The sequence below is a fragment of the Microbacterium sp. NPDC058345 genome, from assembly GCF_042723855.1.
In the GTDB taxonomy this organism is placed as follows: domain Bacteria; phylum Actinomycetota; class Actinomycetes; order Actinomycetales; family Microbacteriaceae; genus Microbacterium.
The window spans coordinates 25,750-49,830 of the sequence record NZ_JBHXIG010000003.1; the positions used below are offsets into that span (position 1 = coordinate 25,750).

The 24,081-nt window shown below is 70.4% G+C and carries 23 protein-coding genes; 15 read left to right on the forward strand and 8 right to left on the reverse strand.

The window, feature by feature from the left end; translation table 11 throughout:
• Positions 1-53 precede the first annotated feature (53 nt).
• From ACFWH5_RS11805 to pntB, 3 genes are all read left to right on the forward strand, one after another.
• Positions 54-1,043, forward strand: coding sequence for a helix-turn-helix transcriptional regulator (locus ACFWH5_RS11805; RefSeq protein WP_378834863.1), 990 nt, complete (start codon positions 54-56; stop codon positions 1,041-1,043).
• A 136-nt stretch (positions 1,044-1,179) separates the two neighbouring features.
• Complete coding sequence (locus ACFWH5_RS11810) at positions 1,180-2,736, forward strand: Re/Si-specific NAD(P)(+) transhydrogenase subunit alpha (RefSeq protein ID WP_378834864.1); 1,557 nt, start codon at positions 1,180-1,182, stop codon at positions 2,734-2,736.
• Positions 2,733-4,133: a Re/Si-specific NAD(P)(+) transhydrogenase subunit beta gene (gene pntB, locus ACFWH5_RS11815; RefSeq protein ID WP_378834865.1), complete on the forward strand. Its 1,401-nt coding sequence runs from the start codon at positions 2,733-2,735 to the stop codon at positions 4,131-4,133. Before ACFWH5_RS11810 ends, pntB begins: the two co-directional genes overlap by 4 nt.
• A gap of 60 nt (positions 4,134-4,193) precedes the next feature.
• Here the strand turns inward: pntB and ACFWH5_RS11820 are convergent, their stop codons facing one another.
• Positions 4,194-4,703 carry a GNAT family N-acetyltransferase gene (locus tag ACFWH5_RS11820; RefSeq protein ID WP_378834867.1) on the reverse strand — a complete coding sequence of 170 codons (510 nt, stop codon included), beginning with the start codon at positions 4,701-4,703 and terminating at the stop codon, positions 4,194-4,196.
• Positions 4,704-4,812: 109 nt separating this feature from the next.
• Here ACFWH5_RS11820 and ACFWH5_RS11825 point away from each other — a divergent pair, with 109 nt between their 5' ends.
• Together ACFWH5_RS11825 and ACFWH5_RS11830 are read left to right on the forward strand one after the other, a co-directional pair.
• Complete coding sequence (locus ACFWH5_RS11825; protein ID WP_378834869.1) at positions 4,813-5,373, forward strand: acyl-CoA thioesterase; 561 nt, start codon at positions 4,813-4,815, stop codon at positions 5,371-5,373.
• Between the two features lie 121 nt (positions 5,374-5,494).
• Positions 5,495-7,012 carry a hypothetical protein gene (locus ACFWH5_RS11830; RefSeq protein WP_378834870.1) on the forward strand — a complete coding sequence of 506 codons (1,518 nt, stop codon included), beginning with the start codon at positions 5,495-5,497 and terminating at the stop codon, positions 7,010-7,012.
• A 448-nt stretch (positions 7,013-7,460) separates the two neighbouring features.
• On the opposite strand, the gene ACFWH5_RS11835 is transcribed toward ACFWH5_RS11830, so the two are convergent.
• Together ACFWH5_RS11835 and ACFWH5_RS11840 are read right to left on the reverse strand one after the other, a co-directional pair.
• Positions 7,461-8,030, reverse strand: a complete 570-nt coding sequence (locus tag ACFWH5_RS11835; protein ID WP_378834872.1) for a hypothetical protein — start codon at positions 8,028-8,030, stop codon at positions 7,461-7,463.
• Positions 8,027-8,509 carry a hypothetical protein gene (locus ACFWH5_RS11840; protein WP_378834874.1) on the reverse strand — a complete coding sequence of 161 codons (483 nt, stop codon included), beginning with the start codon at positions 8,507-8,509 and terminating at the stop codon, positions 8,027-8,029. The genes ACFWH5_RS11835 and ACFWH5_RS11840 overlap by 4 nt, the downstream gene beginning before the upstream one ends.
• Before the next feature lie 101 nt (positions 8,510-8,610).
• Here ACFWH5_RS11840 and ACFWH5_RS11845 point away from each other — a divergent pair, with 101 nt between their 5' ends.
• The 3 genes from ACFWH5_RS11845 (at position 8,611) to ACFWH5_RS11855 (ending at position 13,078) form a co-directional block, all read left to right on the forward strand.
• Entirely contained in the window at positions 8,611-8,733 is a 123-nt protein-coding gene (locus ACFWH5_RS11845) for a hypothetical protein (protein ID WP_378834875.1), read from the forward strand.
• A 67-nt stretch (positions 8,734-8,800) separates the two neighbouring features.
• Complete coding sequence (locus ACFWH5_RS11850) at positions 8,801-12,481, forward strand: proline dehydrogenase family protein (protein WP_378834876.1); 3,681 nt, start codon at positions 8,801-8,803, stop codon at positions 12,479-12,481.
• 78 nt (positions 12,482-12,559) lie between these two features.
• On the forward strand, positions 12,560-13,078 hold the full coding sequence (locus ACFWH5_RS11855) for a DUF2231 domain-containing protein (protein ID WP_378834878.1): 519 nt from the start codon (positions 12,560-12,562) through the stop codon (positions 13,076-13,078).
• Between the two features lie 50 nt (positions 13,079-13,128).
• Here the strand turns inward: ACFWH5_RS11855 and ACFWH5_RS11860 are convergent, their stop codons facing one another.
• The gene (locus tag ACFWH5_RS11860; protein WP_378834879.1) at positions 13,129-14,010 is read right to left on the reverse strand and encodes a manganese catalase family protein; all 882 of its coding nucleotides are present in this window, start codon (positions 14,008-14,010) and stop codon (positions 13,129-13,131) included.
• 298 nt (positions 14,011-14,308) lie between these two features.
• Here ACFWH5_RS11860 and ddaH point away from each other — a divergent pair, with 298 nt between their 5' ends.
• Positions 14,309-15,187 (forward strand): dimethylargininase, encoded by an 879-nt coding sequence (ddaH, locus tag ACFWH5_RS11865; protein ID WP_378834881.1) that lies wholly within the window; start codon positions 14,309-14,311, stop codon positions 15,185-15,187.
• Positions 15,184-16,389 (forward strand): ornithine--oxo-acid transaminase, encoded by a 1,206-nt coding sequence (rocD, locus tag ACFWH5_RS11870; protein ID WP_378834882.1) that lies wholly within the window; start codon positions 15,184-15,186, stop codon positions 16,387-16,389. The genes ddaH and rocD overlap by 4 nt, the downstream gene beginning before the upstream one ends.
• Before the next feature lie 25 nt (positions 16,390-16,414).
• On the opposite strand, the gene ACFWH5_RS11875 is transcribed toward rocD, so the two are convergent.
• From ACFWH5_RS11875 to ACFWH5_RS11885, 3 genes are all read right to left on the reverse strand, one after another.
• Positions 16,415-16,795, reverse strand: a complete 381-nt coding sequence (locus ACFWH5_RS11875; protein WP_378834883.1) for a hypothetical protein — start codon at positions 16,793-16,795, stop codon at positions 16,415-16,417.
• 141 nt (positions 16,796-16,936) lie between these two features.
• Positions 16,937-18,280: an MFS transporter gene (locus ACFWH5_RS11880; RefSeq protein ID WP_378835763.1), complete on the reverse strand. Its 1,344-nt coding sequence runs from the start codon at positions 18,278-18,280 to the stop codon at positions 16,937-16,939.
• Between the two features lie 65 nt (positions 18,281-18,345).
• A complete protein-coding gene (locus ACFWH5_RS11885; RefSeq protein ID WP_378834885.1) occupies positions 18,346-18,786 on the reverse strand; it encodes a MarR family winged helix-turn-helix transcriptional regulator in 441 nt (146 codons plus the stop codon).
• A gap of 104 nt (positions 18,787-18,890) precedes the next feature.
• Between ACFWH5_RS11885 and ACFWH5_RS11890 the strand changes: the two genes are divergently transcribed.
• From ACFWH5_RS11890 to ACFWH5_RS11910, 5 genes are all read left to right on the forward strand, one after another.
• Positions 18,891-19,670, forward strand: a complete 780-nt coding sequence (locus ACFWH5_RS11890) for a copper homeostasis protein CutC (protein WP_378834886.1) — start codon at positions 18,891-18,893, stop codon at positions 19,668-19,670.
• Between the two features lie 146 nt (positions 19,671-19,816).
• Complete coding sequence (locus ACFWH5_RS11895; RefSeq protein WP_378834887.1) at positions 19,817-20,221, forward strand: PRC-barrel domain-containing protein; 405 nt, start codon at positions 19,817-19,819, stop codon at positions 20,219-20,221.
• Positions 20,222-20,283: 62 nt separating this feature from the next.
• Positions 20,284-21,138 carry an alpha/beta fold hydrolase gene (locus tag ACFWH5_RS11900; RefSeq protein WP_378835766.1) on the forward strand — a complete coding sequence of 285 codons (855 nt, stop codon included), beginning with the start codon at positions 20,284-20,286 and terminating at the stop codon, positions 21,136-21,138.
• 33 nt (positions 21,139-21,171) lie between these two features.
• Positions 21,172-22,221, forward strand: a complete 1,050-nt coding sequence (locus tag ACFWH5_RS11905) for a lipoate--protein ligase family protein (RefSeq protein ID WP_378834888.1) — start codon at positions 21,172-21,174, stop codon at positions 22,219-22,221.
• Positions 22,218-23,138: a DNA-methyltransferase gene (locus tag ACFWH5_RS11910; protein WP_378835768.1), complete on the forward strand. Its 921-nt coding sequence runs from the start codon at positions 22,218-22,220 to the stop codon at positions 23,136-23,138. The genes ACFWH5_RS11905 and ACFWH5_RS11910 overlap by 4 nt, the downstream gene beginning before the upstream one ends.
• A 22-nt stretch (positions 23,139-23,160) precedes the next feature.
• On the opposite strand, the gene ACFWH5_RS11915 is transcribed toward ACFWH5_RS11910, so the two are convergent.
• Positions 23,161-24,054, reverse strand: a complete 894-nt coding sequence (locus tag ACFWH5_RS11915; RefSeq protein ID WP_378834889.1) for a LysR family transcriptional regulator — start codon at positions 24,052-24,054, stop codon at positions 23,161-23,163.
• Positions 24,055-24,081 lie beyond the last annotated feature (27 nt).

Here is a 24,081-nt window from a genome sequence, read left to right on the forward strand (position 1 = left end):
TCTCTCGACCAAAACGGTCATAGCATGGCCGGATACCGAAAGAGGATCGAGATATGACGCGCACGACCGGTCGGACCCTCGAACTGCTCTCTCTGCTGCAGGCACGGCGCGAATGGAGCGGTGCCGCGTTGCGTGCCCGACTCGGCGTCAGCGAGCGGACGCTGCGACGCGACATCGAAGATCTGCGCGCGCTCGGTTACGGCATAGAGGCCACCCGCGGCAGGCACGGAGGCTACCGCCTGGGGGTGGGTGCCGCGGTTCCGCCCCTGACCCTCACCGCCGACGAGTCCGTCGCGATCGCGGTGGGACTGCGCGCCGCCGCCACCGGTGTGGTCACCGGGCTCGACGAGGCGTCGGCCAGAGCGCTGGCCAAACTCGAGCAGTCGCTCTCACCGGCCACCCGTCGGCAGATCGTCGAGGTCGAACGGGCCATGGTGCCCCTTCGTGGTCAGCGCGACGAGGTCGACGTCGCCGTCGTCACCACCATCGCCGCGGCGATCGCCGAGGGCAGGCGGCTGCAGATGGAATACACCCGACACGACGGCACCGAAGTGCGCCGGGTCGTCGAGCCGCATCGGGTCGTCCACACCGCGGAGCGCTGGTACCTGGTCGCCTGGAACCCGGAGCGCGGGTCGTGGCGCACTCTGCGGGTCGACCGAGTGCGGCGTCCCGTCATGTTGCGAGAGGAGTTCGCCCGCCGCGACATCCCGGACGAGGCTCTCCGCCGCTTCACGACGCGCAGCATCTCCACCGCTCCGTACCCGATCCGGGCACGGCTGCGCATGCGCGCACCCGCCGATGTCGTGGCACGACACTTCTCGGCGACGGTGGCCGAGGTGATCGACGAAGGACCGGACACGAGCATCCTCAGCGCGGGGGCCCGTACCCCCGAGGAGTTCGCGCTGTATGTGGGGATGTCGGGTATCGACTTCGAGGTGATCGAGGGCGAGGAGGTCCGTCGCGCGCTGCGTGCCCTCGCCGAACGCTTCGGCCGCGGCGCCCGCGAACCCATCGCAAGTGACCCGGCGATTACGCAGGATTGAAAGAAGCCGGATTCTTGTGCGGTGACAGTGCCGGAGAATCGCCCTGTCCTCCCGCGGTGTCGATAGTGTCGACACGCATCAGGCCGTGATCCCGACGCGGCCGTCGACGGCGCAGTGGCCGGAGGGAAGGATCGCAGTGTTGCAGATCGGAATCGTGCAGGAAGGGCCGGATGAGGCGCGGGTCGCCGCCACCCCGGACACCGTCAGGACGCTCCTCGGACTCGGCTACCGCGTCGCGGTGGAGACCGGGGCGGGCAGCCGCGCGTCGTATCCGGACGAGGCGTACCGCGAGGCCGGCGCGCAGATCGTCACGGCCGACGAGGCGTGGGGGAGCGGGATGGTGCTGAAGGTCGCTGCGCCGACGGATGCCGAGATCGCCCGCCTGTCCGACGGTGCGGCCATCGTGGGTCTGCTCTCGCCCGCGCTGCGCCCCGACCTGGTCGAGAAGCTGGCGCAGCGGCGGATCACCGCGATCGCCCTGGAGGCGGTTCCGCGCATTTCACGGGCCCAGTCGATGGACGTGCTCAGCTCGATGGCGAACATCGCCGGCTACCGCGCCGTCGTCGAGGCCGCGCACGAGTTCGGCCGCTTCTTCACCGGCCAGGTCACCGCCGCCGGCACGGTGCCCCCGGCGAAGGTGCTCGTCGCCGGTGCCGGCGTCGCAGGCCTCGCCGCGATCGGCGCCGCATCCAGCCTGGGTGCCGTCGTGCGGGCCACCGACCCCCGCCCGGAGGTCGCCGACCAGGTCTCATCGATCGGCGGTACGTACCTCGCGGTCGACGTGGAGGTGGAGAAGTCCACCGACGGCTACGCCAAGGCCACCAGTGCGGACTACGATCGCCGCGCCGCCGAGATCTACACCGAGCAGGCGGCGGACGTCGACATCATCGTCACCACCGCGCTGATCCCCGGCCGTGCCGCGCCGCGGCTCATCACCGCGTCCGACGTCGCCCGCATGAAGCCGGGCAGCGTGATCGTGGACATGGCCGCGGCTCAGGGCGGCAACGTCGAGGGCTCGGTGGCAGGGGAGCGCGTCGTCACCGACAACGGCGTCGTCATCCTCGGCTACACCGACCTGGCGTCGCGCCTCGCCACCCAGGCGTCGCAGCTGTACGGCACCAACGTCGCCAATCTCATCGCCCTGCTCACCCCCGGCAAGGACGGCGTGCTGAGGATCGACTTCGACGACGTCGTGCAGCGTGCGGTGACGGTCGTGCGCGACGGTGGGGTCACCTGGCCACCGCCTCCGGTGCAGGTGGCGGTGGCGCCCGCCGCATCCACCCCGCCTCCCGAACCCGTCGCCCTGCCGCAGAAGAAGCCGATGAGCACCGGTCGCAAGGCCGCACTCATCGGCGCGGGTGTACTCGCTCTGTTCCTGGTGAACCTCTTCGCGCCCGCCCCGCTGCCGCAGCACTTCACCGTGCTGATGCTCTCGGTCGTGATCGGCTTCTATGTCATCGGCAAGGTGCACCACGCGCTGCACACCCCGCTGATGTCGGTCACCAATGCGATCAGCGGCGTGATCGTCGTCGGGGCGATGCTGCAGATCACCGACCCGAACCCGGTCGTGCAGGCATTGGCGGCGGTCGCGGTGCTCGTCGCCAGCATCAACATCTTCGGAGGCTTTGCCGTGACCCGACGGATGCTCGCCATGTTCACCCTTGGAAACTCCGCGAAGGGCGGCCGGAAGTGACCGTCGACGCCATCGCGGGCGCGGCGTACATCGTCGCCGCCCTGCTGTTCATCCTGAGCCTCGCGGGGCTCAGCCGCCACGAATCCGCCCGTGCCGGCGTGATCTACGGCGTCGCCGGCATGACCATCGCGCTGGTCGCGACGATCGCGCTCACCGTCGCCCAGGCCTGGGGCGGCGCGGGATCCGCGACCGGCCTCGTGCTGCTCGGCGTCGCCGTGCTCGTCGGCGCCGCCATCGGCCTGTGGCGCGCACGGGTCGTGCAGATGACCGGCATGCCCGAGCTCATCGCCCTGCTGCACAGCTTCGTCGGCCTCGCCGCCGTGCTCGTCGGTTGGAACGGCCACCTGGCGCACCCGGTGCTGCCGGCCGAGCTGGTCGGCATCCACAACGCCGAGGTGTTCATCGGCATCTTCATCGGCGGCGTGACCTTCACCGGCTCGATCGTGGCCTACCTGAAGCTCTCGGCGAAGATCTCCTCCCGTCCGCTCATGCTGCCGGGCAAGAACCTGCTGAACGTGCTCGCGCTCGCCGCGTTCCTGGCGCTCACCGTGTGGTTCGTCGTCGATCAGCAGCTCTGGCTGCTCATCGCGGTGACCGTGCTGTCGTTCGCTCTCGGCTGGCATCTGGTCGCCTCGATCGGCGGCGGCGACATGCCCGTGGTCGTGTCGATGCTGAACAGCTACTCGGGCTGGGCGGCCGCCGCCGCCGGATTCCTGTTGAACAACGACCTCCTCATCGTCACCGGTGCACTGGTGGGCTCGTCCGGTGCCTACCTGTCGTACATCATGTGCAAGGCCATGAACCGCTCGTTCCTGTCGGTGATCGCGGGCGGATTCGGCATCGTCGCCTCCGCCTCAAGCGACGAGGAGTACGGCGAGTACCGCGAGGTGACGGCGGATGCCGCCGCGGCCCTGCTCGCCGCGGCGAAGAGCGTGGTCATCACGCCCGGCTACGGCATGGCCGTCGCGCAGGCGCAGTACCCCGTGGCCGAGCTCGTCTCGCGGCTCCGTGACCGCGGCGTGGACGTCCGCTTCGGCATCCACCCCGTCGCCGGGCGGCTGCCGGGCCACATGAACGTGCTGCTCGCCGAAGCGAAGGTGCCCTACGACATCGTGCTCGGCATGGACGAGATCAACGACGACCTGGCGTCGACCAGCGTCGTGCTGGTGATCGGCGCGAACGACACGGTCAACCCCGCCGCCGCTGAGGACCCGGGGAGCCCGATCGCCGGGATGCCGGTGCTTCGGGTCTGGGAGGCCGAGAACGTGATCGTGTTCAAGCGCTCGATGGCCGCCGGCTACGCGGGCGTGCAGAATCCGCTGTTCTTCCGCGAGAACGCGCAGATGCTGTTCGGCGACGCCAAGGAGCGCGTGGAGGACATCATCCGGGCGCTATGACGCTTCCGGACACGATGAAGCCCCTCCCGCTGATCGCGGGAGGGGCTTCATCGTGAGAGGTCAGGCCCGCACGAAGCGCACCTCGGTGAGCGTCTCACCCAGGAACGGCTCGGTGTGGCTGGCGCCGTCGAGCGAGAAGCCGTTACGCGTGTAGAAACGGTGTGCGCGGGGGTTGTCCTCCGCGACCCACAGGTACAGCGGCTCGTCCTCTTCGACGGCGGCGTCGAACAGCTTCTGGCCGATGCCGGTGCCGTGCCACTGGTCGAGCAGGTAGATGAAGTACAGCTCGCGGAACGCCGGAGCATCCTTGTCGCGCGCGGGGCCGGAGCCGACGAAGCCGACGATCTCTCCGTCGACCAGCGCCGCGCTCATCTTGAAGTCGGGACCCTGGGCGGCCCAGTGCGTCCAGAGCTCGGCCATGCGGCGAGGGGAGATCTTCTCCAGCGCGGCCTTGCTGATCAGGTGGTCGTAGGTCTCGTGCCAGCACTGCGCATGCACACGACCCAGAGCCTCCGCATCCACATCGCGGACCGGACGGACGATGATCTCGGGCTGGGCTTCGGCGCTCATGCGAGGACTCTAGACATACCCGCGGCGAAACAGGAAATCGGGCGACGGCTCTGTGGAAATGCGACAACCGAATTGGGTGATCCGTCGAGGATGGCTACCATCACTGAACGTGAACGTGATCTGGCGCACCCTCCTCATCATCTGGCAGGCCCGCCGGCGCGCCCGCCGCGGTGACACGCTCGAGCCCACCGCGGTCGGTCGCATCCGGCTCACCACGCTGCCGACCGACCTCGACATCCTGCGGCACATGAACAACGGCCGCTACCTGTCGCTGTTCGATCTCGGCCGCTGGGATCTGCTGATCCGCACGGGACTGTTCGACGCCATGCGCACACGCGGGTGGTACGCGGTGGTGTCGAGCGAGACGGTCACGTTCCGCAAGTCGCTGGAGTTGTGGCAGCGCTTCGACATCGAGTCGCGCTTCACCGGACACGACGACCGCGCCCTGTTCATGGAGCACCGCGTGGTTGTCGACGGCGAGGTGTACGCGCGCGTCATCGTCAGAGCACGGATGCTGCGCCGCAGCGGCGGCACGGTGCCCCACGACGAGCTGTTCGCCACCCTCGGCCGGCCCGAGGGCGTGCCCGACATCGACGAATGGATCCACGAGTGGGCAGCCGCATCCGCTCTGCCGTCCACGAAACGACAGGCACCGAGCGTCTGGAGCTGAGCGCCGCGTCGGCGGTCGGGAACTCCCAGCGGCGCATGCCGGATGGAAAATGCTGCTCGCAGCGGCCGCGGAGCAGCATCTCTGATCCGGCCCGGTGCTCAGCTGGCGGTAATCTGAGCGCGTGAAGGCGATCCTGGTGTCGACCGGCCGAAGCCTCTGGCGGCACTGGCCGGCCATGTTCGCGTGGTATCTCGCCGGTGTGCTGGCGCACTACGCCATCGTGCAGTTGGCGGGAGCCGTCGGCGGCCGCTCGGCCACGCTCGGATTCCTCATCCTGCCGCTCGCGATCCTCGCCCGGCTGATCAGCTATGTCGCGATGTTCCTCGTGCTCCGTGACGGACTGCGCGAGCTCGGCGCCGTCGCCCCGCTTCCCGAGTCGCCGGCCGAGCGCCGGCGCACCTTCCTCTCGGCCCTGCTCGCCGGCATCCTGCCCTTCTTCGCGGTGTACTGGGCACAGGGGCTGCTGAACGAGGACGTGCAGGCGTACTCCGCTCGGGCCCTGAAGATCCGCACCGACGTGATCGTCACCGCGGCCGTCGCGGGCGAGGAGCCGGTGAGCAGCGTCGACACGGTGCTGAATCTGCCCCTCAACGTCTGGACCGTGTCGATCATCGTGGTGTCGTTCGCGGCACGCTGGGCATGGTCGAAATGGTCGGCACGCCTGGCGAAATGGCTGTCGCCGCTGGCCGTGTACTTCGAGGTCGTGTGGGTGTTCTTCTCGGTGATGGTCATCGGTGACCTCACCGACTCCGTCAGGAGCTGGATCGACAGCAGGGCCGCGATCGCGTTCCTCGAGCGGATGCGCGAACAGGTGCTGGATGCCGTCGCGCCGCTGCGCTGGCTGTGGGACGCGCTGGGCTGGATCATCGCCGAAGCCGGACCGGTGCTTCTGGCGCCGCTGGCGTGGCTGACCATCGGCGGCATCGTCTACGGCCAGGCCATCGTCGCCGAGAAGCTGCGGATCGAGCACCGGGTGCTCGTCCGGCTGCGTGAGCACGCGGCGTTCGTGCCGAACCCGCTGATGCGCAGGCTGAAGGACCTCGGAGAAGAGCTCGGGGCTCGGTTCCGGCCCATCGGGCGCGCTCTGCTGCTGATGTGGCGGGCCGGGCCGCTTCTGGTCGCCTCGTACTCGCTGGTGTACGTGATCGTGAAGGCACTCCAGTCGTACCTCGATCTCGCGCTGACCAGGGTGGTCGGGCCGCACGAGTTCCTGTTCTGGGCCATCGCCGGATCCGTGCTCTTCCTCATCCCGACGCTCATCGTCGAGCCGCTGCGCATCGCGGTGATCGCCGGTGCCTACGACGCGACACTCGGCCGGCTGCGCAGGAAGCGGAGCGACAACCGGGATGCCGCGCATCTGTCGGCGGAAGAGGCGGAGGTTCGCGCCGTCGCCGACGCGGCCGGCCTGCTGCCGGCATCCGTCGACGCGGTGGCCGCCGCCGTCGTCTCGGCGCAGAGCCGCGACGCGGTGTCGGGTCAGGGATCGACGGGGAATCTCACGAACTCGCCGGCGCCGGCCGAGGGCGACACATCCACCCAGAACGGGCCGTCGACGTCGTCGGGCAGCACGAAGGCGACGATCAGCTCGTACGGTGCGGTGCCCGCGGACGAACAGGTCGACGGCTCGTCGGCGTCGTAGTCCAAACCGATCTCCGACCGCACCGGCTTCCACATGCGCCCGGTGCTCTGCTGCACCAGTTCGGGCGCGGCGCATCCCACACCCGCCACTGCCGGGTCGACGGGAATGGCCGCGGCGATGACGGTGGCGCCCTCGGGTACGTCCAGCCCGCGCAGGTCGTCGATCTCGGTGCTGCGCACCGGGCCCCAGGTAGCGTCAGCCAGCTCGACACTGCCCTCGGCCGCGGCGACGACCGGCACGTAGGGGCGGACGCCGTAGCCGTACCAGCCGTACCACTCTTGCCAGATGATGCTCAGGGCGGTCACCGGAACAAGGGCCGCCAGCGCCAGCAGCGCCCACCGGTTGCTTCGCCACCAGGATGCCGGTCGGCGCACCGCCGCGCCTGGACGCGCGCCCTCCTCCTCCCCAGGACGGGACTCGCCGCACCCATCGGGCACCGGTGGGATCGTCATCGCTGCGCCCATCCGTTCTCGAGCAGCACGGCCTCGTTCTGCACGGTGACGTCATCGAGGTCGATCGGCACTTCGACGACGGCATCGAGCGGTGCGTCCAGGCGCAGGCCGGTCGGGGTGCCCAGCCGGAGCACCGCCTGCCCGTGCAGGTCACCGGCCGGCAGCTCGAACGCCAGGCTGCCGGTGCGCGCGACGCCGGGGATGAGCGCGTGGCCGCGGAAGGTGGTGCCACGCTCCGTCGCCGAGAACGTACGCTCGCCGATGACAAGCTCGTGCAGCTGCAGCGCCGCGTCCTGCGAGAGCACGGCAGCGGCCTCGAGATCGACGACGAGCCACGTCCCCTCGGCCGACCAGCCGGTGGAATCCATCACGCGTCCCGCCGCGCGCACGTCCGTCACCGTGACGGACAGATCGCGCACGGTGACCCGCTCACCGAGTCCGGCGCGGGTCGGGAACGGGGCGGTCGCGGCGTCGTCGGGAAGGGTCGCCTTCGACACCGCCCAGGCACCGGCCAGGAGCGCGCCGGTGAGCAGCCACACGGCAAGCCGGGAACGTCTCGCAGTCACCGCGTGACCACCGCCTCGACGTCGGCGGTCACCCAGGCACCGATCCGCACGTCGGACCAATAGTCGCCGCTGGTCACGCTCCGACCCACGTAGTGGGTGGAGTCCGGCAGAGACAGGCGCACCTGTTCGCCTGCGCGGAGATCTCCCGGCCCGACAACCCAGGCGGCGATCACCTGCGCGGGTACATCGGGCTGAAGGATCGGCGTGGTCAGGCCGTCGTCGCGGGACAGTGCGGGAGCACCCTCGACCCCCTCGACGCGGATGCCGTCCAGAGTAGGCGACGGCTCGCCACCGCTCCCGGCGCTCCGCGGAGCAGGGAAGGTATTCACCACGTCCAGCACGACGATGAGCACCTTCTCGCCCTTCTCCTCGTCGGGGAACACCGCGGCATCACCGCGCTCGTCGCGCAGTTCGACGGCCCGCACGGTGACCTCGAGGTCGGACCCCGCGAAGGTCTCGCCGACGGCGAGCTCGGGCACCGGCGCGGCGGCGACGCTCTTCCAGCCCGCCGAAGGCCGCGGTCGTCGCCAGCAGCACCGCACCCGCTCCCGTGATCAGCCATCTCGTCGGGATGAGGTCGATGCTGCGCCTCGCCCAGGCGAGCACCTTCGCACGGGCGCCCGCGTTGGCCCGCGCCACGGCGGCGGCATCCTGGTGCGACGCCGTCCCCTCCGGCGGTGTGCTGCTCACGGCATCAGCATAGGGGGATCTTCGCGCGCCACCGTGCCGATCGTCCGCCTTCCGGGCGGCCACATGCCTAGGCTGGACGCATGTCAGAGCAGCCGTCGTCCGCCGCAGGGGCGCGTCTCGCCGACGCGGCCGTCGAACTCGCGCACCGCTGGGTGCAGGAAGCGGCATCCGTCGAGGTCGATCCGGCCGCCGAGCGGCTCGCCGGCGTGCTGCGCGATCCGAGCGGACTGGCCTTCACGCTCGGCTTCGTCGACGGCGTCATGCGCCCGGAGAGCATGGCGGCCGCCGCATCCAACCTGCACCGGGTGGCCCCGCTCGCCCCCGACTTCCTGCCCTGGTACCTGCGGGGTCTGGTGCGCGTCGGCGGCGGCGTCGCTCCGGTGCTGCCGGTCCCGACGGTGCCGATGGCCCGGCGGGCCCTGCGCGAGATGGTGGGGCACCTCATCGTCGACGCTCGTCCCGACAAGCTCGGTCCGGTGCTGGAGAAGATCCGCGAGTCCGGGGCCCGCCTCAACCTCAATCTTCTGGGCGAGGCGGTGCTCGGCGAAGCGGAGGCGAAGCGCCGGCTCGACGGCATCCACGAGCTGATCCGGCGGCCCGACGTCGACTACGTGTCGGTCAAGGTGTCGGCGATCATGAGCCGCATCTCGATGTGGGCGTTCGATCAGGTTGTCGACGAGGTGGTGTCGCGTCTCACGCCGCTGTACGTCACCGCCGCCGAAGACGGCACCTTCATCAACCTCGATATGGAGGAGTACAAGGACCTCGACCTGACCATCGCGGTGTTCACCCGCATCCTCGAGGACCCCCGGCTGAAGCGCCTCGAGGCGGGCATCGTGCTGCAGGCGTATCTTCCCGACGCGCTGCCGGCGCTGCGCGAGCTGACCGCCTGGGCCAGAGAGCGCGTCGAGCATGGCGGGGCGCCCATCAAGGTGCGACTGGTCAAGGGCGCGAACCTCGCGATGGAGAAGGTGGATGCCGTCATGCACGGCTGGCCGCAGGCCCCCTACGGTTCGAAGCTCGACACCGACGCGAACTACCTGCGCTGCCTCGATGAGGCGTTCCAGCCCCGCAACGCCGCCGCGGTGCGGGTCGGCGTCGCCGGTCACAACCTGTTCGACATCGGCTACGCCTGGCTGCTCGCGGGAGAGCGGGGCGTGCGCGACGCCGTCGAGTTCGAGATGCTGCTCGGCATGGCGCAGGCGCAGGTCGCCGCGGTCTCGCGCACCGTCGGACAGGTGCTGCTGTACGTGCCCGTCGTGCGCCCCGACGAGTTCGACGTGGCGATCAGCTACCTGGTGCGCCGGCTCGAGGAGAGCGCGTCGCCGTCGAACTTCCTCTCCGCCGCGTTCCACCTCGCCGATGACCCCGCACTGTTCGAGCGGGAGCGACTGCGCTTCGTCGACTCGGTCAGCCGCGCCACCGATCACTCGCTGCTCGTGGGGCAGCGCCGCACGCAGAACCGCGCGGCTCCGGTGCATGAATCGGTGCGCCCGCTCACTCAGCCGGCCGCCCCGGACGAGGACCTCACCGGCGTCGTGCTCGGCATCGCCCGCGGCTCCTCCGACGAGGACGCCGGCGATGCCTTCCTCGAGACCGCCGTGTACGCCCGACAGGAGCTCTCCGCCGCGGGCGCCGGATCGGGCGCTCCCGGTTTCGCGAACACCGCCGACAGCGATCCGGCCCTGCCCGCCAACCGTGACTGGGCGCGGGGCGTCTTCGATCGGCTGGCCGGCACCGCCCCCTCCGCGCTGGGACTCGCCACGGTGCGGGCATCGCGCATCGACGACGAGGGGATGCTGGTGCACACCATCGCGCGGGTGAAGGATGCCGCCGCCTCGTGGGGCGCGCGTCCGGCAGCCGAACGCGCCGAGGTCCTGCTGCGCGCCGCGGCGGCGCTGTCCGCACGCCGCGCCGAGCTGATCGAGGTCGCCGCCGACGAGACCGGCAAAATGTTCGCCGAAGCTGACATCGAGGTCAGCGAGGCCGTCGATTTCGCAAAGTACTACGCGGCCACGTGCCGTGAGCTCGACGGGGTCGCGGGCGCGGCCTTCGAGCCGGCCAGGGTGATGGTGGTCACTCCGCCGTGGAACTTCCCGCTCGCCATCCCCGCCGGCGGCGTGCTGGCGGCGCTCGCCGCGGGCTCCGGCGTCGTCTTCAAACCCGCGCATCAGGCACGCCGCTGCGCGGCGGTCATCGCCGAGGCGCTCTGGCAGGCGGGCGTGCCGCGCGACGTGCTCGTGCTCGTCGACGTCTCGGAGCGCGACCTGGGGCAGCGGCTGATCAGTCACCCCGACGTCGACCGGGTGATCCTCACCGGGGCGTGGGACACCGCGGCCCTGTTCCGCTCGTGGCGCCCCGACCTGCCGCTGCTCGCCGAGACCAGCGGCAAGAACGCGATGATCATCACCCCCACCGCCGACGTCGACCTCGCGGTGGCCGACCTGGTCAAGAGCGCCTTCGGCCACGCCGGGCAGAAATGCTCGGCGGCATCCCTCGCCATCCTCGTCGGCCCCGTCGGCCGCTCGAAGCGCTTCGCCCGACAGCTGGTCGACGCGACCCGCTCGCTGCACGTCGCCTGGCCGGCCGATCCCCGCGCCGAGGTCGGCCCGGTCATCGAGAAGCCCCAGGGCAAGCTCGCATGGGCGCTCTCGGAACTCGAGGGTGAGGAGAAGTGGCTGATCCGGCCGCGCTCGCTCGACGACAGCGGACGGCTGTGGAGCCCCGGCATCCGCGTCGGCGTGCAGCCCGGCTCGCGGACCCACCGCGAGGAGTTCTTCGGGCCCATGCTCGGCGTCATGCACGCGCCCACCCTCACGGCGGCGATCGAGATGCAGAACGCCGTCGCCTATGGCCTGACCGCCGGCCTGTACACCCAGGATCCCGACGATCTCGCGCTGTGGCTCGACCGCGTGCAAGCCGGCAACCTGTACGTGAACCGCGGAATCACGGGTGCGATCGTGCAGCGCCAGCCGTTCGGCGGCTGGAAGCGCTCGTCGGTCGGACCGGGCGCCAAGGCCGGCGGACCGAACTACCTCATCGGGCTCGGCTCCTGGCGGTCGCGGCCGCGCGGCAAGGCGTCGAGCACCCTGCACCTCCGCGGGCTCGACAGCCGCATCTCGGGCCTGATCGAAGCCGCGCAGCCGTCGCTCGGCTTCGACGCGTTCGAGTGGCTTCGGCAGGCCGCCCTCTCGGACGCCGTCGCCTGGGACCGCGAGTTCGGCCAGGTGCGCGACGTGTCGCAGCTCGCGGTGGAACGAAACCTGTTCCGCTATCGTCCCGTGCCGGTGATCGTGCGCGCGGCCGCCGACGCCGGGCTGCACGAAGTGCTGCGCGTGGTGCTGGCCGGCATCCGGTCGGGGGCGCCGTTCTTCGTCTCGGTGCCCGAGGGTATCCCCGCCGCTGTGCGCGCCGAACTCGGCGCGCTCGGCGTGCTCGTCGCCGTCGAGAGCGACGAGGAGTGGATCGACCGGATGCTGCGCCGCGGCGAGAACGTCACCGACAGTGCCGCCGTGGATGACCCTGCCGTCGCGTTCGCGCACGCCGGTCGGGTGCGTCTGATCGGCAGGCGAGACGCCGTCTCGACACTGCACGCCTCGCTGGCCGCGGCCGTCGACGGCGACCCCGACCTGGCGGTGTACGACGACGAGGTGACATCGGCGGGCCGCATCGAGCTGCTGCCCTTCGTGCACGAGCAGTCCATCTCGATCACCGCGCACCGTTTCGGCAACCCCGACGCGTGGAGCGCCACCGTCATCTGATCCCGCGGGCGCCGGTCGCGCGTTCGGCCGGCTGTCAACGCCCTTCTGCCCCGCGTGGCACTGCCCTAGCGTCGGGCCATGGACACCTCACAGCGCATCTCTCGCGCCAAGCAGCCCCGCACCGTCGTCGCCGGTCCGTACGGGCATCCCTTTCATCCCATCGCGGTGACCATTCCGATCGGGGCATGGATCTCGAGCATCGTGTTCGACATCGTCGCGCTGGCGTCCGATGAGCCTGCGGCTTTCGTCGCGGGCGCGAACGTGCTCATCGTGATCGGGCTCGTCGGGGCCGTCGTCGCGGCCGTGCTGGGGCTGATGGACCTGTCGCAGCTGACGGCGGGCACCCCCGCTCGCCGGGTCGCGCTGACGCACATGACGCTGAACCTCTCCGTGACGGCGCTGTTCGTCGTCAGCCTGATCCTGCGGCTGACCGGCGATGCCGATGACCTCAGCATCCTGGGGTTCATCCTCAGCATCGTGGCGGTGCTCGTTCTCGGCGTGTCCGGATACCTCGGCGGCAAGCTCGCCTACCGCTACGGAGTGCGCGTCGCCGACGAAGACACCCAGGAGGAGGGGTTCCGCCGCACCGCGACGTGATCGGCGGCGTCGGGGCGATCCGGGGGGCGCTGTTCGACGCGGCGTCGGGCTCACTCCTTCTTCAGGGCGTCCTGCGCGGCTCCCGCCACCTTCTCCACGACGTTCGGCATGTCGGTCGTGCCGTAGAAGCGCACATCGGGTCGGGTGGGCGGCGGCATCTCGGCGGTCGTGGTCGCTCCCTCGTGGTAGCTGAACTCGCCCAGCCCGTCAGGCGCCGGGCCCTGCGCCCAGGATCCGTCCGCCGCGGCTTCGCCGTCGCTGAAGTTCAGGTACTGGTACGAGACCTCGCGGTGCTCCTGGGCCAGCGGGAAGTTGCTGGGAACAGGCAGCGTCTCCGCACCCTCGGCCTTGAGCTCCTCGACGGCCGCGAGCCACTGGTTCTGGTGCATCGTGTCGCGGGCCAGCAGGAACGCGAGGAGGTCTCGCACGCCGTGGTCGTCGGTCATGTGATACAGCCGCGACACCTGCAGTCGACCCTGCATCTCGGCGTTCGCGTTGGCGGTGAAGTCGGCGAGGAGGTTGCCGCTCGAGGTGATGTACGACCCGGACCACGGATTCCCGTTGCTGTCGACCGGACGGGCGCCCGCGCCGGCCACGATCCCCTGCTGAACGTCGGTGCCGCCGACGATCGCGGCGACGGTCGGATCGTCCTGCACCGCGTCCTCAGTGACACCCAGAGGCGCCTTCTCCAGCAGCTGCGCGATCATGATCGCCAGCATCTCGACGTGGCCCATCTCCTCGGCGCCGATACCGAACACCAGGTCGCGGTACTTGCCGGGTATGTGCATGTTCCACGCCTGGAACTGGTACTGCAGGGCCACGGTGATCTCGCCGTACTGTCCGCCGAGCACCTCCTGCAGCTTTCTTGCGTAGACGGCATCCGGCGCCGTCGGTGTCGCCGCGTATTGCAGCTCTTGACGATGGAAGAACATGAGGAAAGACCCTTCTGATCGGAGTGGCGGTGAGCGGCCCATGCAACGCCCGATGTTGAAATCGCAGCAGAGGGCTTCCCCGCGGATGCAGCGAGTGGGACAATCCGCTCGGCGACCCGCCGCCGCTGCGGCGCACACTCTGCGGCGCGCGCTCTGGCGACATCCAGGCCGCGGATGCAAAAATGGGACCGGCGTGCCCGAGTCGCATCTTCCCCGCGCGCTGCCCGGAACGGGTGGCGCGGGTCGAACTTCCGCCGGGCCCCTGGACAGCGTCCGCCGCGTCTTCTGAGGAGCATCCATGTCCACGCCTGAGATCGCGACCGCCACCGCACCGGCCCGCGTCGCACACCACCGCCGCTACCTGATGTGCCGCCCCGAGCACTTCACCGTCAGCTACGCCATCAATCCGTGGATGGAGCCCGCCAAGCCCACCGACACCGCCAGGGCGCTCGCGCAGTGGCAGACGCTGTACGACCTGTACCTCGAGCTCGGTCACGAGGTCGAGTTGATCGAGCCGCTCGCCGGCTACCCCGACATGGTCTACACCGCCAACGGCGGATTCGTGATCGACGGCCGCGCCTACGTGCCGGAGTTCCGCTTCGTCGAGCGGCAGGGTGAGGCGCCCGCGTTCGCCGACTGGTTCCGCGCCAACGGGTTCGACACGGTGATGCCGGAGCAGGTCAACGAGGGCGAGGGCGACTTCCTGCTCGTGGGCGACGTGATCCTCGCCGGCACCGGTTTCCGCTCGACGGACGACAGCCACAGCGAGGTCGGCGAGGTGTTCGGCCGCGAGGTCGTCTCGCTCAACCTCATCGACCCGCGGTTCTACCACCTCGACACCGCGATCGCCGTGCTCGACCCGGTACAGGGCGTGGAGAACGGCGGGCCCGAGCGCGCCAACATCGCCTACCTCCCCGGTGCATTCGACGACGCCGGACGCGCCATCCTCGCGGAGCGCTTCCCCGACGCGATCCTCGTCTCCGATGACGACGGCGCCGTGTTCGGCCTGAACTCCGCCAGCGACGGCTACAACGTCATCATCTCGCCGCGCGCGAAGGGCTTCGAGAAGCAGCTGCGCGAGCGCGGCTACAACCCGATCACCGTTGACCTCTCCGAGTTGCTGCTCGGCGGCGGCGGCATCAAATGCTGCACCCTCGAGCTGCGAGGTGCCAAGTGACCGCCGTGGTGCCGGAGACGACGACGGCCGCGGAGCCGCACGTCGCGAACAACTACAGCCCGCTCGCCGTCTCGATCGCGCGCGCCGAAGGCGCATGGGTGACGGATGTCGAGGGCAAGCGCTACCTCGACCTGCTCGCCGCCTACTCGGCGGTGAACTTCGGTCACCGCCATCCCGCTCTCGTCGCCGCGCTCACCGAGCAGCTCGGACGCGTCGCGCTGGTCAGCCGTGCGTTCCGCAGCGACCGTCTGGAGCCGTTCGCCGCGGCGCTCGCCGGGCTGAGCGGCAAGGAGATGGTGCTGCCGATGAACACCGGCGCCGAAGCCGTCGAGACCGGCATCAAGGTCGCACGCGCCTGGGGCTACCGCGTCAAGGGCATCGCCGAGGGCCGGGCGCGCATCATCGTCGCCGCGGGCAACTTCCACGGGCGCACCACGACCATCGTCAGCTTCAGCGACGATGAGCAGGCGCGCGCCGACTTCGGGCCCTACACGCCCGGGTTCGACGTCGTCCCGTACGGCGACGCCGACGCGATCGCGGACGCGATCACCGACGACACCGCCGCCGTGCTCATCGAGCCGATCCAGGGCGAGGGCGGCGTGATCATCCCTCCGGAGGGCTACCTGCGCCGCATCCGCGAGATCTGCGACGAGCGCGACGTGCTGTTCATCGCCGATGAGATCCAGTCCGGTCTCGGCCGGGTGGGCGAGACCTTCGCCTGCGACCGCGAGGGCGTCGTGCCCGACCTGTACCTGCTCGGCAAGGCGCTGGGCGGGGGCCTGCTGCCGGTGTCGGCCGTGGTCGGCAACAGCGATGTGCTGGGCGTCATCCGCCCCGGCGAGCACGGCTCGACCTTCGGCGGCAACCCGCTCGCCGCGGCCGTCGGCGAACGGGTGGTCGAGATGCTCGCATCCGGTGAGTTCCAGGAGCGCGCACGCGCGCTGGGCGCTCACCTGGCGGGCAGACTCGAGCCGCTGATCGGCCACGGCGTGACGGGGGTGCGCATCGCCGGCCTCTGGGCCGGCGTCGACATCGATCCCGCCGTCGGAACGGGACGCGAGGTCGCCGAGAAACTGCTCGATCGCGGCGTGCTCGTCAAGGACACGCACGGTCAGACCATCCGGATCGCACCGCCGCTGGTCATCCGCGCCACGGAACTCGACTGGGCGGTCGAGCAGCTGCGTCTCGTGCTCGAGGGCTGACGTTTGCTCGAGAGCTGACGTTCGCTCAGGCGGGGGAGTCGTCGGGGTCGAGCCCCTTGAGCGCGTCCTCCTCGACGGCGGTGTCGGCCTCGAGCTGCTCCTCGGTGGTCTCGTCGCCGCCCAGGGGCGCGTCGTCGCGCTCGCCGCGCTGCCCGTCGGGGGCGGTGTTGTGCGCAGGGTTGTCCTCCGGTTCGCCGGTGTGCCCGCCGGCGCCGGTGTCTCCGGGCGTCGCGGCGTCGGCCGCGCCGTCGGTGTCGCTGCGCTGCGACTCGGGGACGACCGGGCTGCGCGAGGGTGCGTCGTCCTGACCGGTGGCGCCCTGGGGCTGACGGGGCTCCCCGCTGCCGCTCGGGTCCTGGCCCGGCGTGTGCGGATGCTGGCCCGTGTCGCTCTGCTGATCGTTCATGACAGCGACGTTAGAGGGCGCCGCCGACGGCGGCGAGGGCATTGACAGGAACCGCGTCACGTTGTGTGGGTGCTCGGCGGGAGGTGGACGCCGATCGGCGCCGAGGGCCGGCAGCAGCGCGCGCGGGTGCCGGTGCACGGGTCAGTCCGCTCGCCGGTCGCCTTCGCGTGGCAGCCGGATCGGCGTCGTCGCGGTGGTGTGGTCGTCGAAGGACGCCGGGTCCATGGCCCGCACGACCGACAGGGGCCGCGTCTCGTCGAGCGTGAGCAGGAAGCGGGTGTGCTCCTGGCGATGCAGGCGACCCGACCACAGCATCCAGCCGATGCCGATCGAGAACGCCAGGATGCCGGCGAGGCCGCCGACCATGATCGAGGTGCGTGCGGAGAACGCGTCGACGATCCACCCGGCGATCGGAGCGCCGATGGGCGTGGACCCCATGATCACCGCCATGTACAGCGCGAGCACGCGACCGCGCAATCCCGCATCCGTCGTGGTCTGCACGTACCCGTTCGCCGTGGTGAGCATGGTGACGGTCGAGAAGCCGACGAACACGAGCACGGCCGCGTAGGTCCAGTACGAGGGCATCAGCGTGGAGACGACGGATGCCACCCCGAACCCGCCCGCCGCGAACACCAGCACCCGCACGCGTGCGCGGTCGCGCCGTGCGGCGAGCAGGGCTCCCGCCAGCGAGCCGATCGCCAGCACCGAGCTGAGCAGGCCGTAGCCGTCGGCGCCGCGACCGAACTCGAGCGCCATGGTCGAGGCGAAGATCGGGAAGTTCATCCCGAATGCGCCGATCAGGAACACCATCACGAAGACCACGAGCAGGTCGGGCCGACCGAGCACATAGCGGAAGCCGGCGGCGAGGCCCCCGCCACTGCGGCTGCTGACGACGCGGGGGATCAGCTCTCTTGTGCGGATCAGCATCAACGCGATCAGCATCGCGAGGAACGTGACGGCGTTCGCGACGAACACCCAGCCCGAGCCGAGCGCGACGATCAGCAGACCACCCACCGCCGGGCCGATCAGCCGCGCCATGTTGAACGACGCGGAGTTCAGGGCTACGGCGTTCGAGGTGTCGTCGATGCTCACCATGTCGGAGACGAACGCCTGACGGGCGGGCGCGTCGAAGGCGTTGGTGATGCCGAACGCGGCGGCGAAGCACAGCATGAGCGGCAGCGTCATCACGCCGGTGAGCAGCAGCACGGCGATCGCCACGGCCAGCAGCATCAGCGTCGACTGGGTGACCAGCAGCACCCGGCGCCGATCGAAGCGGTCGGCGACCCACCCGGTCAGGCTCACGAGCACCAGCGGCGGACCGAACTGCAGGGCCATCGTCGCGCCCATCGCGGTCGCGTCGTTGTCGGTCAGCTCGGTGAGCACCACCCAGTCCTGCGCAGTGGCCTGCATCCAACCGCCGATGTTCGAGATGACGGCGCCGAAGAACCACGTCCGGTAGTTGAACGAGCGGAATGAGCGGAACATCGCCGGGGTTCCGCGCCCGGCGGCTCGGCGTGACGTGCCGGCGGAGCGGCGAGTGGGTTTGCGGATCATCCCTCCGCCACCTTCCTCAGCAGTACGGACGCCTCTCGCAGCACCGACAGGTCGTGATCGTCGAGATCGACCTCGCGCAGCATGCCCGCCAGCAGCTCGTCGCGGCGGCGGATCGTCTCGGCGACGACGTTCGCACCCTGCTCGGTGATCTCGACATGCACGCGACGACGGTCCTCGTCGTCGGGGATGCGCACGACGAAGCCCTGCTCGGCGAGTCCGTTGATCATGGCGCTCATCGTGGGAGCCGTCACGCGCTCGCGCTCGGCGAGGCGGGAGAGCGTGTGCCGCCCGTGCATGCGCAGCGCGGCGAGCACGGCGAGCTGTGCGTCGCTCATCGCGTCGAGCGCGCGGGCTGAGCGCAGGCGACGGGCGAGCCGGAAGACGGCGAAGCGGAGTTCCGTCGCCGTGTCGTCGAGATCTTCGGGGGAGGCGGTCATTACTTAGATAGTCTAACTAACTTTGCCGCCCGACGGAAAGCGCGACCTGCACCGCCGAGCGCACCGTGCGCGGAATCGGCGCTGGCCGGTGAGAAAATAGTGGGATGCCCCTCGCGTTCGAACTCGCCGTCCAAGACACCGCCGGAATCCGCATCGCTCGCGAGATCGGCGCCGCTCGTGTCGAACTCGGGCAGGCACTGGCCCTCGGAGGCCTCACTCCGTCCGCCGCGACGGTCGAGGCTGCGCTCGAGGCGGCGGGCGACACCGGACCAGAGGTGCATGTGCTGGTGCGCCCGCGCGCCGGCGGCTTCCACTACGACGTCGACGAGCTCGACCTCACCGTGCGCGACATCCGCCACGCACTCGGTGCCGGTGCGCACGGCGTGGTGATCGGATGCCAGCGGCCCGACGGAGCGCTCGACCGCGATGCTCTCGCCATGCTGGTGGACGCGGCCGGCGGAGCATCCGTCACCCTCCACCGCGCCATCGACGTGACGCCGGACCCCGTCGCGGCGCTGCGCGTCGCGCGCGAGCTCGGGATGCGACGCGTGCTCAGCTCGGGAGGGGCGTCGTCGGCCGTCGACGGACTCGACGTCTTGCGCGCGCTCGTCGCCGAAGCCGACGGGGCGATCGAGGTGATGGCCGGCAGCGGGGTGAACGCCGCGAACGTCGGCGAGATCGCGGCCACCGGCGTCGACGCGGTGCACTTCTCGGCGAAGCGCACCGTCGTCTCCGACATCGTCGGCGCGAGCGGCTCGGTGCGGATGGGTTCTGCAGCCGACGGCGTCGGCGGCCACGAGGTCACCGACGCCGACATCGCTCGCGCCGTCGTATCGGCGCTCGCCGCGGTGCTCCGGCCCGCCGGCACGGCTGCCCGACCGTGACCGTAGAGTCCCGATAACCGTCGCCCCCGGCCGTCGTCCGCACGCCCTCGTGGCGCCAGTATGCGTGCTCCGTGGACGTCACGCCACCCCCTCGCGTTCGCCGCTGTCCGAGGGCAGGCTTGCGACAGAACGGGAAGGAGACCGACATGGACAACGAACTGGTCACACTGCAGGACAGCGACCGCACGGTCGCAGCCGAGGACGACATCCGCGGCAGGACCGTCAGGGATGCCGGCGGCGAGGAGGTCGGTGAGGTCGAAGGCCTGCTGATCGACACCACGGAGAACAAGGTCCGATTCCTCGTGGTCGCCTCCGGCGGATTCCTCGGCATCGGCGAGCACAAGTCGTACATCCCCGTCGATGCGGTGACGAGTGTCGGCGACGATGAGGTGCGGGTCGATCAGAGCCGCGAGCACCTGGCGGGCGCCCCCACGTACGACCCCGAGCTCATCAACGACCAGGAGTACAACCAGAACGTGCTCGACTACTACGGCTACACGCCATTCTGGGCGGCGGGATACGTCTACCCCGCTTTTCCGTACTACCGGTGAGTCACGCGTCGCGCGAGGGTGTCGGCGCGGCCGCGCGTCCGTAGACTCGCACCATGACGACGATGCGGACGACGGAGTTCACCGACGCTCACGGGATCCCCATCGTGTACGACGTGTACGACGCGGTCGGCACGCCGAGGGGCGCGGTGCAGCTGCTGCACGGCGTGGGCGAGCACGCCGGGCGGTACGGCGCGGTGATCGACGCGCTCACGAGCGCGGGATTCCACGTCTACGCCGACGACCATCGCGGGCATGGGCGCACCGGCATCCGGCAGCACGGCGGGCCGGCGAGACTGGGCCGGCTCGGACCCGGAGGGCTGCGGGCCGCGGTGGCGGCATGCGCGCAGCTGACCGACATCATCCGCACCGAGCACCCCGAGCTGCCGCTCGTGCTGATCGGCCACTCGTGGGGATCGTTCCTCGCGCAGAAGCTGCTCAACGAGAATCCGACGGCGTATGACGCCGTCGTGCTGAGCGGCTCGGCGCACCTCACGCCGGCCGATCTGAACGCCGCGCCGCTGAACGCGCGCTGGAAGGGGCCGGATGCCGACGGGCTGGAGTGGCTGTCGCGTGATTCGGCCGTCTGGAAGGCGTTCCGCGACGATCCGCTGACCACCGAGACGCCGCTGCTGCGGCTGTTCGGTCCCGTCGAGGCGGCGCGGCTGTACGGCCGGCCGCGCCGCGACCTGGAACGCGACGTGCCCGTGCTGCTGCTGGTCGGACGCGACGATCCGGTGGGCGGGCCGCGCAGCGTGCACAAGCTCGCCGATGCGTACCGCCGGCGTTCCGGTCTCTCCGACGTGACGACGCTCGTCTATCCCGACGCACGGCACGAGCTGTTCAACGAGCTCAATCAAGCAGAGGTCCGCGCCGACCTGCTGGCCTGGCTCGACAAGCACGTGCCCGCCGAGGCCTGAGCTCCGGTGCGTCGGCCCGCCTAAGCTGGACACGTGCATGGTGAGTACAAGGTCCCAGGCGGAAAGCTCGTCGTCGTCGACCTGCAGGTCGAGAACGGGCTGATCCGCGACTTCCGGCTGGCGGGCGACTTCTTCCTCGAGCCCGACACGGCGCTCGACGCCATCAACGCCGCGGTCGAGGGGATGCCCGTCGAGACGGACGCGTCGACGATCGCCGCCGCCGTGCGCAGTGCGCTTCCCGACGGCGCTCAGCTGCTCGGATTCTCGCCCGAGGCCGTCGGAACGGCCGTGCGCCGAGCGCTGGTCACCGCGCCGGGCTGGCGGGACTTCGACTGGGAGATCGTGCACGAGAAGGCCGTCTCGCCGCGGATGAACCTCGCCCTCGACGAGGTGCTCACCGCCCGGGTCGGGGAGGGCCGCCGCCGGCCCACGCTGCGCATCTGGGAGTGGGACGAGTCGGCCGTCGTGATCGGGTCGTTCCAGTCGTATCGCAACGAGGTCGATCCGGACGGTGCCGCGAAGCACGGCTTCGATGTGGTGCGCCGCATCTCGGGCGGCGGGGCGATGCTGATGGCGGCCGGCCAGATCATCACGTACTCGCTGTACGTTCCCGCATCCCTCGTGCAGGGCATGACGTTCGCCGACTCCTATGCGTTCCTCGACGACTGGGTGCTGCAGGCGCTGCGCTCGGTCGGGGTCGACGCGACGTACCAGCCGCTCAACGACATCGCCTCGCCGACGGGCAAGATCGGCGGCGCCGCGCAGAAGCGCCTCGCCAACGGCGGAGTGCTGCACCACGCCACCATCTCGTACGACATCGACGGCCAGATGATGACCGAGGTGCTGCGCATCGGCCGCGAGAAGCTCAGCGACAAGGGCACGACCTCGGCTGCCAAGCGGGTCGACCCGCTGCGCACTCAGACGGGCATGGCCCGCTCCGAGATCATCGAGCGGTTCAAGGAGACCTTCCGATCCCTCACAGGCGCCGAGGACGGCGCGATCACCGCAGACGAGTACGCCGACGCGGAGGCGCTGGTGGAGTCGAAATTCGCCACCGAGGCGTGGCTGCACCGGGTCCCATGATCCCGGCGCCTCGCGTGAAGCGGGAGAAGCGGGACGAACCACCCGGATCGGTGGAGATCATCGAGGGTGACAACCTCCTCGTCGCGGGCGCGTTGCCGTCGGCATCCTTCACGCTGATCTACCTCGATCCGCCGTTCAACACCGGACGCGCGCAGGAGCGCCAGATCATCGAGGCGCGCCGCAACCTGCCGGCGAGCGCCGACGAGCCGGGGCCGTCGGAGCCGGTCGCGGCGAAGGAGATCCGGCACGGTTTCCACGGCCACGCCTATGAGCGGGTGCGCGGGATGCTGCGCACCTACGACGACCGCTTCGACGACTACGGCGATTTCCTCATGCCGCGCCTCGCGGAGGCGTGGCGGCTGCTCGCCGACGACGGCACCCTGTACCTGCACCTCGACTACCGCGAGGCGCACTACGCCAAGGTCATGCTCGATGCCGTGTTCGGGCGGGATGCGTTCCTCAACGAGCTGATCTGGGCCTACGACTACGGAGCCAAGTCGCGCCGACGCTGGCCCACCAAGCACGACACGATCCTGGTCTACGTGAAGAACCCGCGCGCGTACGTCTTCAACTCCGACGAGGTCGACCGCGAGCCGTACATGGCGCCCGGCCTGGTGACGCCAGAGAAGGCGGCGCGGGGCAAGCTGCCCACCGATGTCTGGTGGCACACCATCGTGCCGACCACCGGGCGTGAGAAGACCGGGTACCCGACGCAGAAGCCCGAGGGCGTGCTGCGCCGCATCGTGCAGGCCTCCAGCCGACCCGGCGACCGGGTGCTCGACCTGTTCGCCGGCTCCGGCACGACGGGCGCGGTGGCGTCGGCGCTCGGCCGCGACGCCGTTCTCGTCGACCACAGTCCGGAGGCGATCCGCGTCATGCGTGAGCGGATGCCGCACGCCCGCGTCCGGTCGGTCTGACGCGGGCGAGTGCCGTCGGACGCTACGGGCTGACCCGTCTGTGTGCCGCGAACGCGTCCGCGAGCGCGGCGCGTACCAGCTCGACCGCCTCGTCGTCGCGGGATGCCGCGCGCACGGCTGTGAACACCTCGCGCACCGGCGATCCCGGCAGATCGGCGACGGTGAGCGGGCTGGGCTCATCGCCCCAGATGAGATCGGGGAGCATCCCCACGGCATGGCCGGCGGCGATCAGCCGCACATGCGCGGTCAGGTCGGCCGCGTCGAAGCGCACGTCCGGTTCGAAGCCGGCGGCGCGGCACTGCTGCACGGCCCACTGGCGCGCCGCCGTGCCCTCGGGTTCCATCACCCAGGCGTGATCGCGCAACTGTGCCAAGGGGGTCGGAGGCTCGAGCGAGGGCAGCGCGATGCGGATCGGGTCGTCGCCGAGCAGCTCGTGCACGACGCCGTCACGGCGCTCGCGGGTGTATCCGGGATACTGCTCGGCGATGACGAGATCGAAGCGGCGCGCCCACAGCTCGAACAGGCTCTCCTCGGGCGCGAGCTCGGCCAGCTCGACGCGCAGCTCCGGCGCGCGCTCGGCGAGCAGCGTGAGCGCGGCGGGGACGATGGTCTCGGCGGCGGTGGGCATGGCTGCCAGCCGAACCGGCTGCCAGCCGGTGTGCGCGGTTAGGGCGGCACGGGCCCTCTCGTCGAGGTCCAGAGCACGGGCGGCGTGCTCCGCCAGCATCCGCCCCTGAGGCGTCAGCCGGACCCGGCGTCCGTCGGGCTCGAGCAGGGCCACGCCTGCCTCGCGCTCCAGCAGCGCAAGCTGCTGCGACACCGTGGAAGGGCTGTACGAGAGCGACGCCGCCACCTCGGCGATGGTGCCGCGCAATGACAGCTCATGCAGCAGTCGCAAGCGGCGCAGCTCGAACATCGCGGGGGCTCCTCACCATTCGTTGAC

What these genes read in the sequence shown, in the direction of transcription:
- ACFWH5_RS11880 (WP_378835763.1), bottom strand. Translation starts at nt 18,280, where the DNA reads ATGTTCCGCTCATTCCGCTCGTTCAACTACCGGACGTGGTTCTTCGGC.
- ACFWH5_RS11805 (WP_378834863.1), top strand. Translation starts at nt 54, where the DNA reads ATGACGCGCACGACCGGTCGGACCCTCGAACTGCTCTCTCTGCTGCAG.
- ACFWH5_RS11875 (WP_378834883.1), bottom strand. Translation starts at nt 16,795, where the DNA reads ATGAACGATCAGCAGAGCGACACGGGCCAGCATCCGCACACGCCGGGC.
- ACFWH5_RS11885 (WP_378834885.1), bottom strand. Translation starts at nt 18,786, where the DNA reads ATGACCGCCTCCCCCGAAGATCTCGACGACACGGCGACGGAACTCCGC.
- ACFWH5_RS11845 (WP_378834875.1), top strand. Translation starts at nt 8,611, where the DNA reads ATGCTGCGCCTCGCCCAGGCGAGCACCTTCGCACGGGCGCCCGCGTTG.
- ACFWH5_RS11890 (WP_378834886.1), top strand. Translation starts at nt 18,891, where the DNA reads ATGCCCCTCGCGTTCGAACTCGCCGTCCAAGACACCGCCGGAATCCGC.
- ACFWH5_RS11900 (WP_378835766.1), top strand. Translation starts at nt 20,284, where the DNA reads ATGCGGACGACGGAGTTCACCGACGCTCACGGGATCCCCATCGTGTAC.
- ACFWH5_RS11910 (WP_378835768.1), top strand. Translation starts at nt 22,218, where the DNA reads ATGATCCCGGCGCCTCGCGTGAAGCGGGAGAAGCGGGACGAACCACCC.
- ACFWH5_RS11860 (WP_378834879.1), bottom strand. Translation starts at nt 14,010, where the DNA reads ATGTTCTTCCATCGTCAAGAGCTGCAATACGCGGCGACACCGACGGCG.
- ddaH (WP_378834881.1), top strand. Translation starts at nt 14,309, where the DNA reads ATGTCCACGCCTGAGATCGCGACCGCCACCGCACCGGCCCGCGTCGCA.
- ACFWH5_RS11850 (WP_378834876.1), top strand. Translation starts at nt 8,801, where the DNA reads ATGTCAGAGCAGCCGTCGTCCGCCGCAGGGGCGCGTCTCGCCGACGCG.
- ACFWH5_RS11855 (WP_378834878.1), top strand. Translation starts at nt 12,560, where the DNA reads ATGGACACCTCACAGCGCATCTCTCGCGCCAAGCAGCCCCGCACCGTC.
- ACFWH5_RS11915 (WP_378834889.1), bottom strand. Translation starts at nt 24,054, where the DNA reads ATGTTCGAGCTGCGCCGCTTGCGACTGCTGCATGAGCTGTCATTGCGC.
- ACFWH5_RS11820 (WP_378834867.1), bottom strand. Translation starts at nt 4,703, where the DNA reads ATGAGCGCCGAAGCCCAGCCCGAGATCATCGTCCGTCCGGTCCGCGAT.
- ACFWH5_RS11895 (WP_378834887.1), top strand. Translation starts at nt 19,817, where the DNA reads ATGGACAACGAACTGGTCACACTGCAGGACAGCGACCGCACGGTCGCA.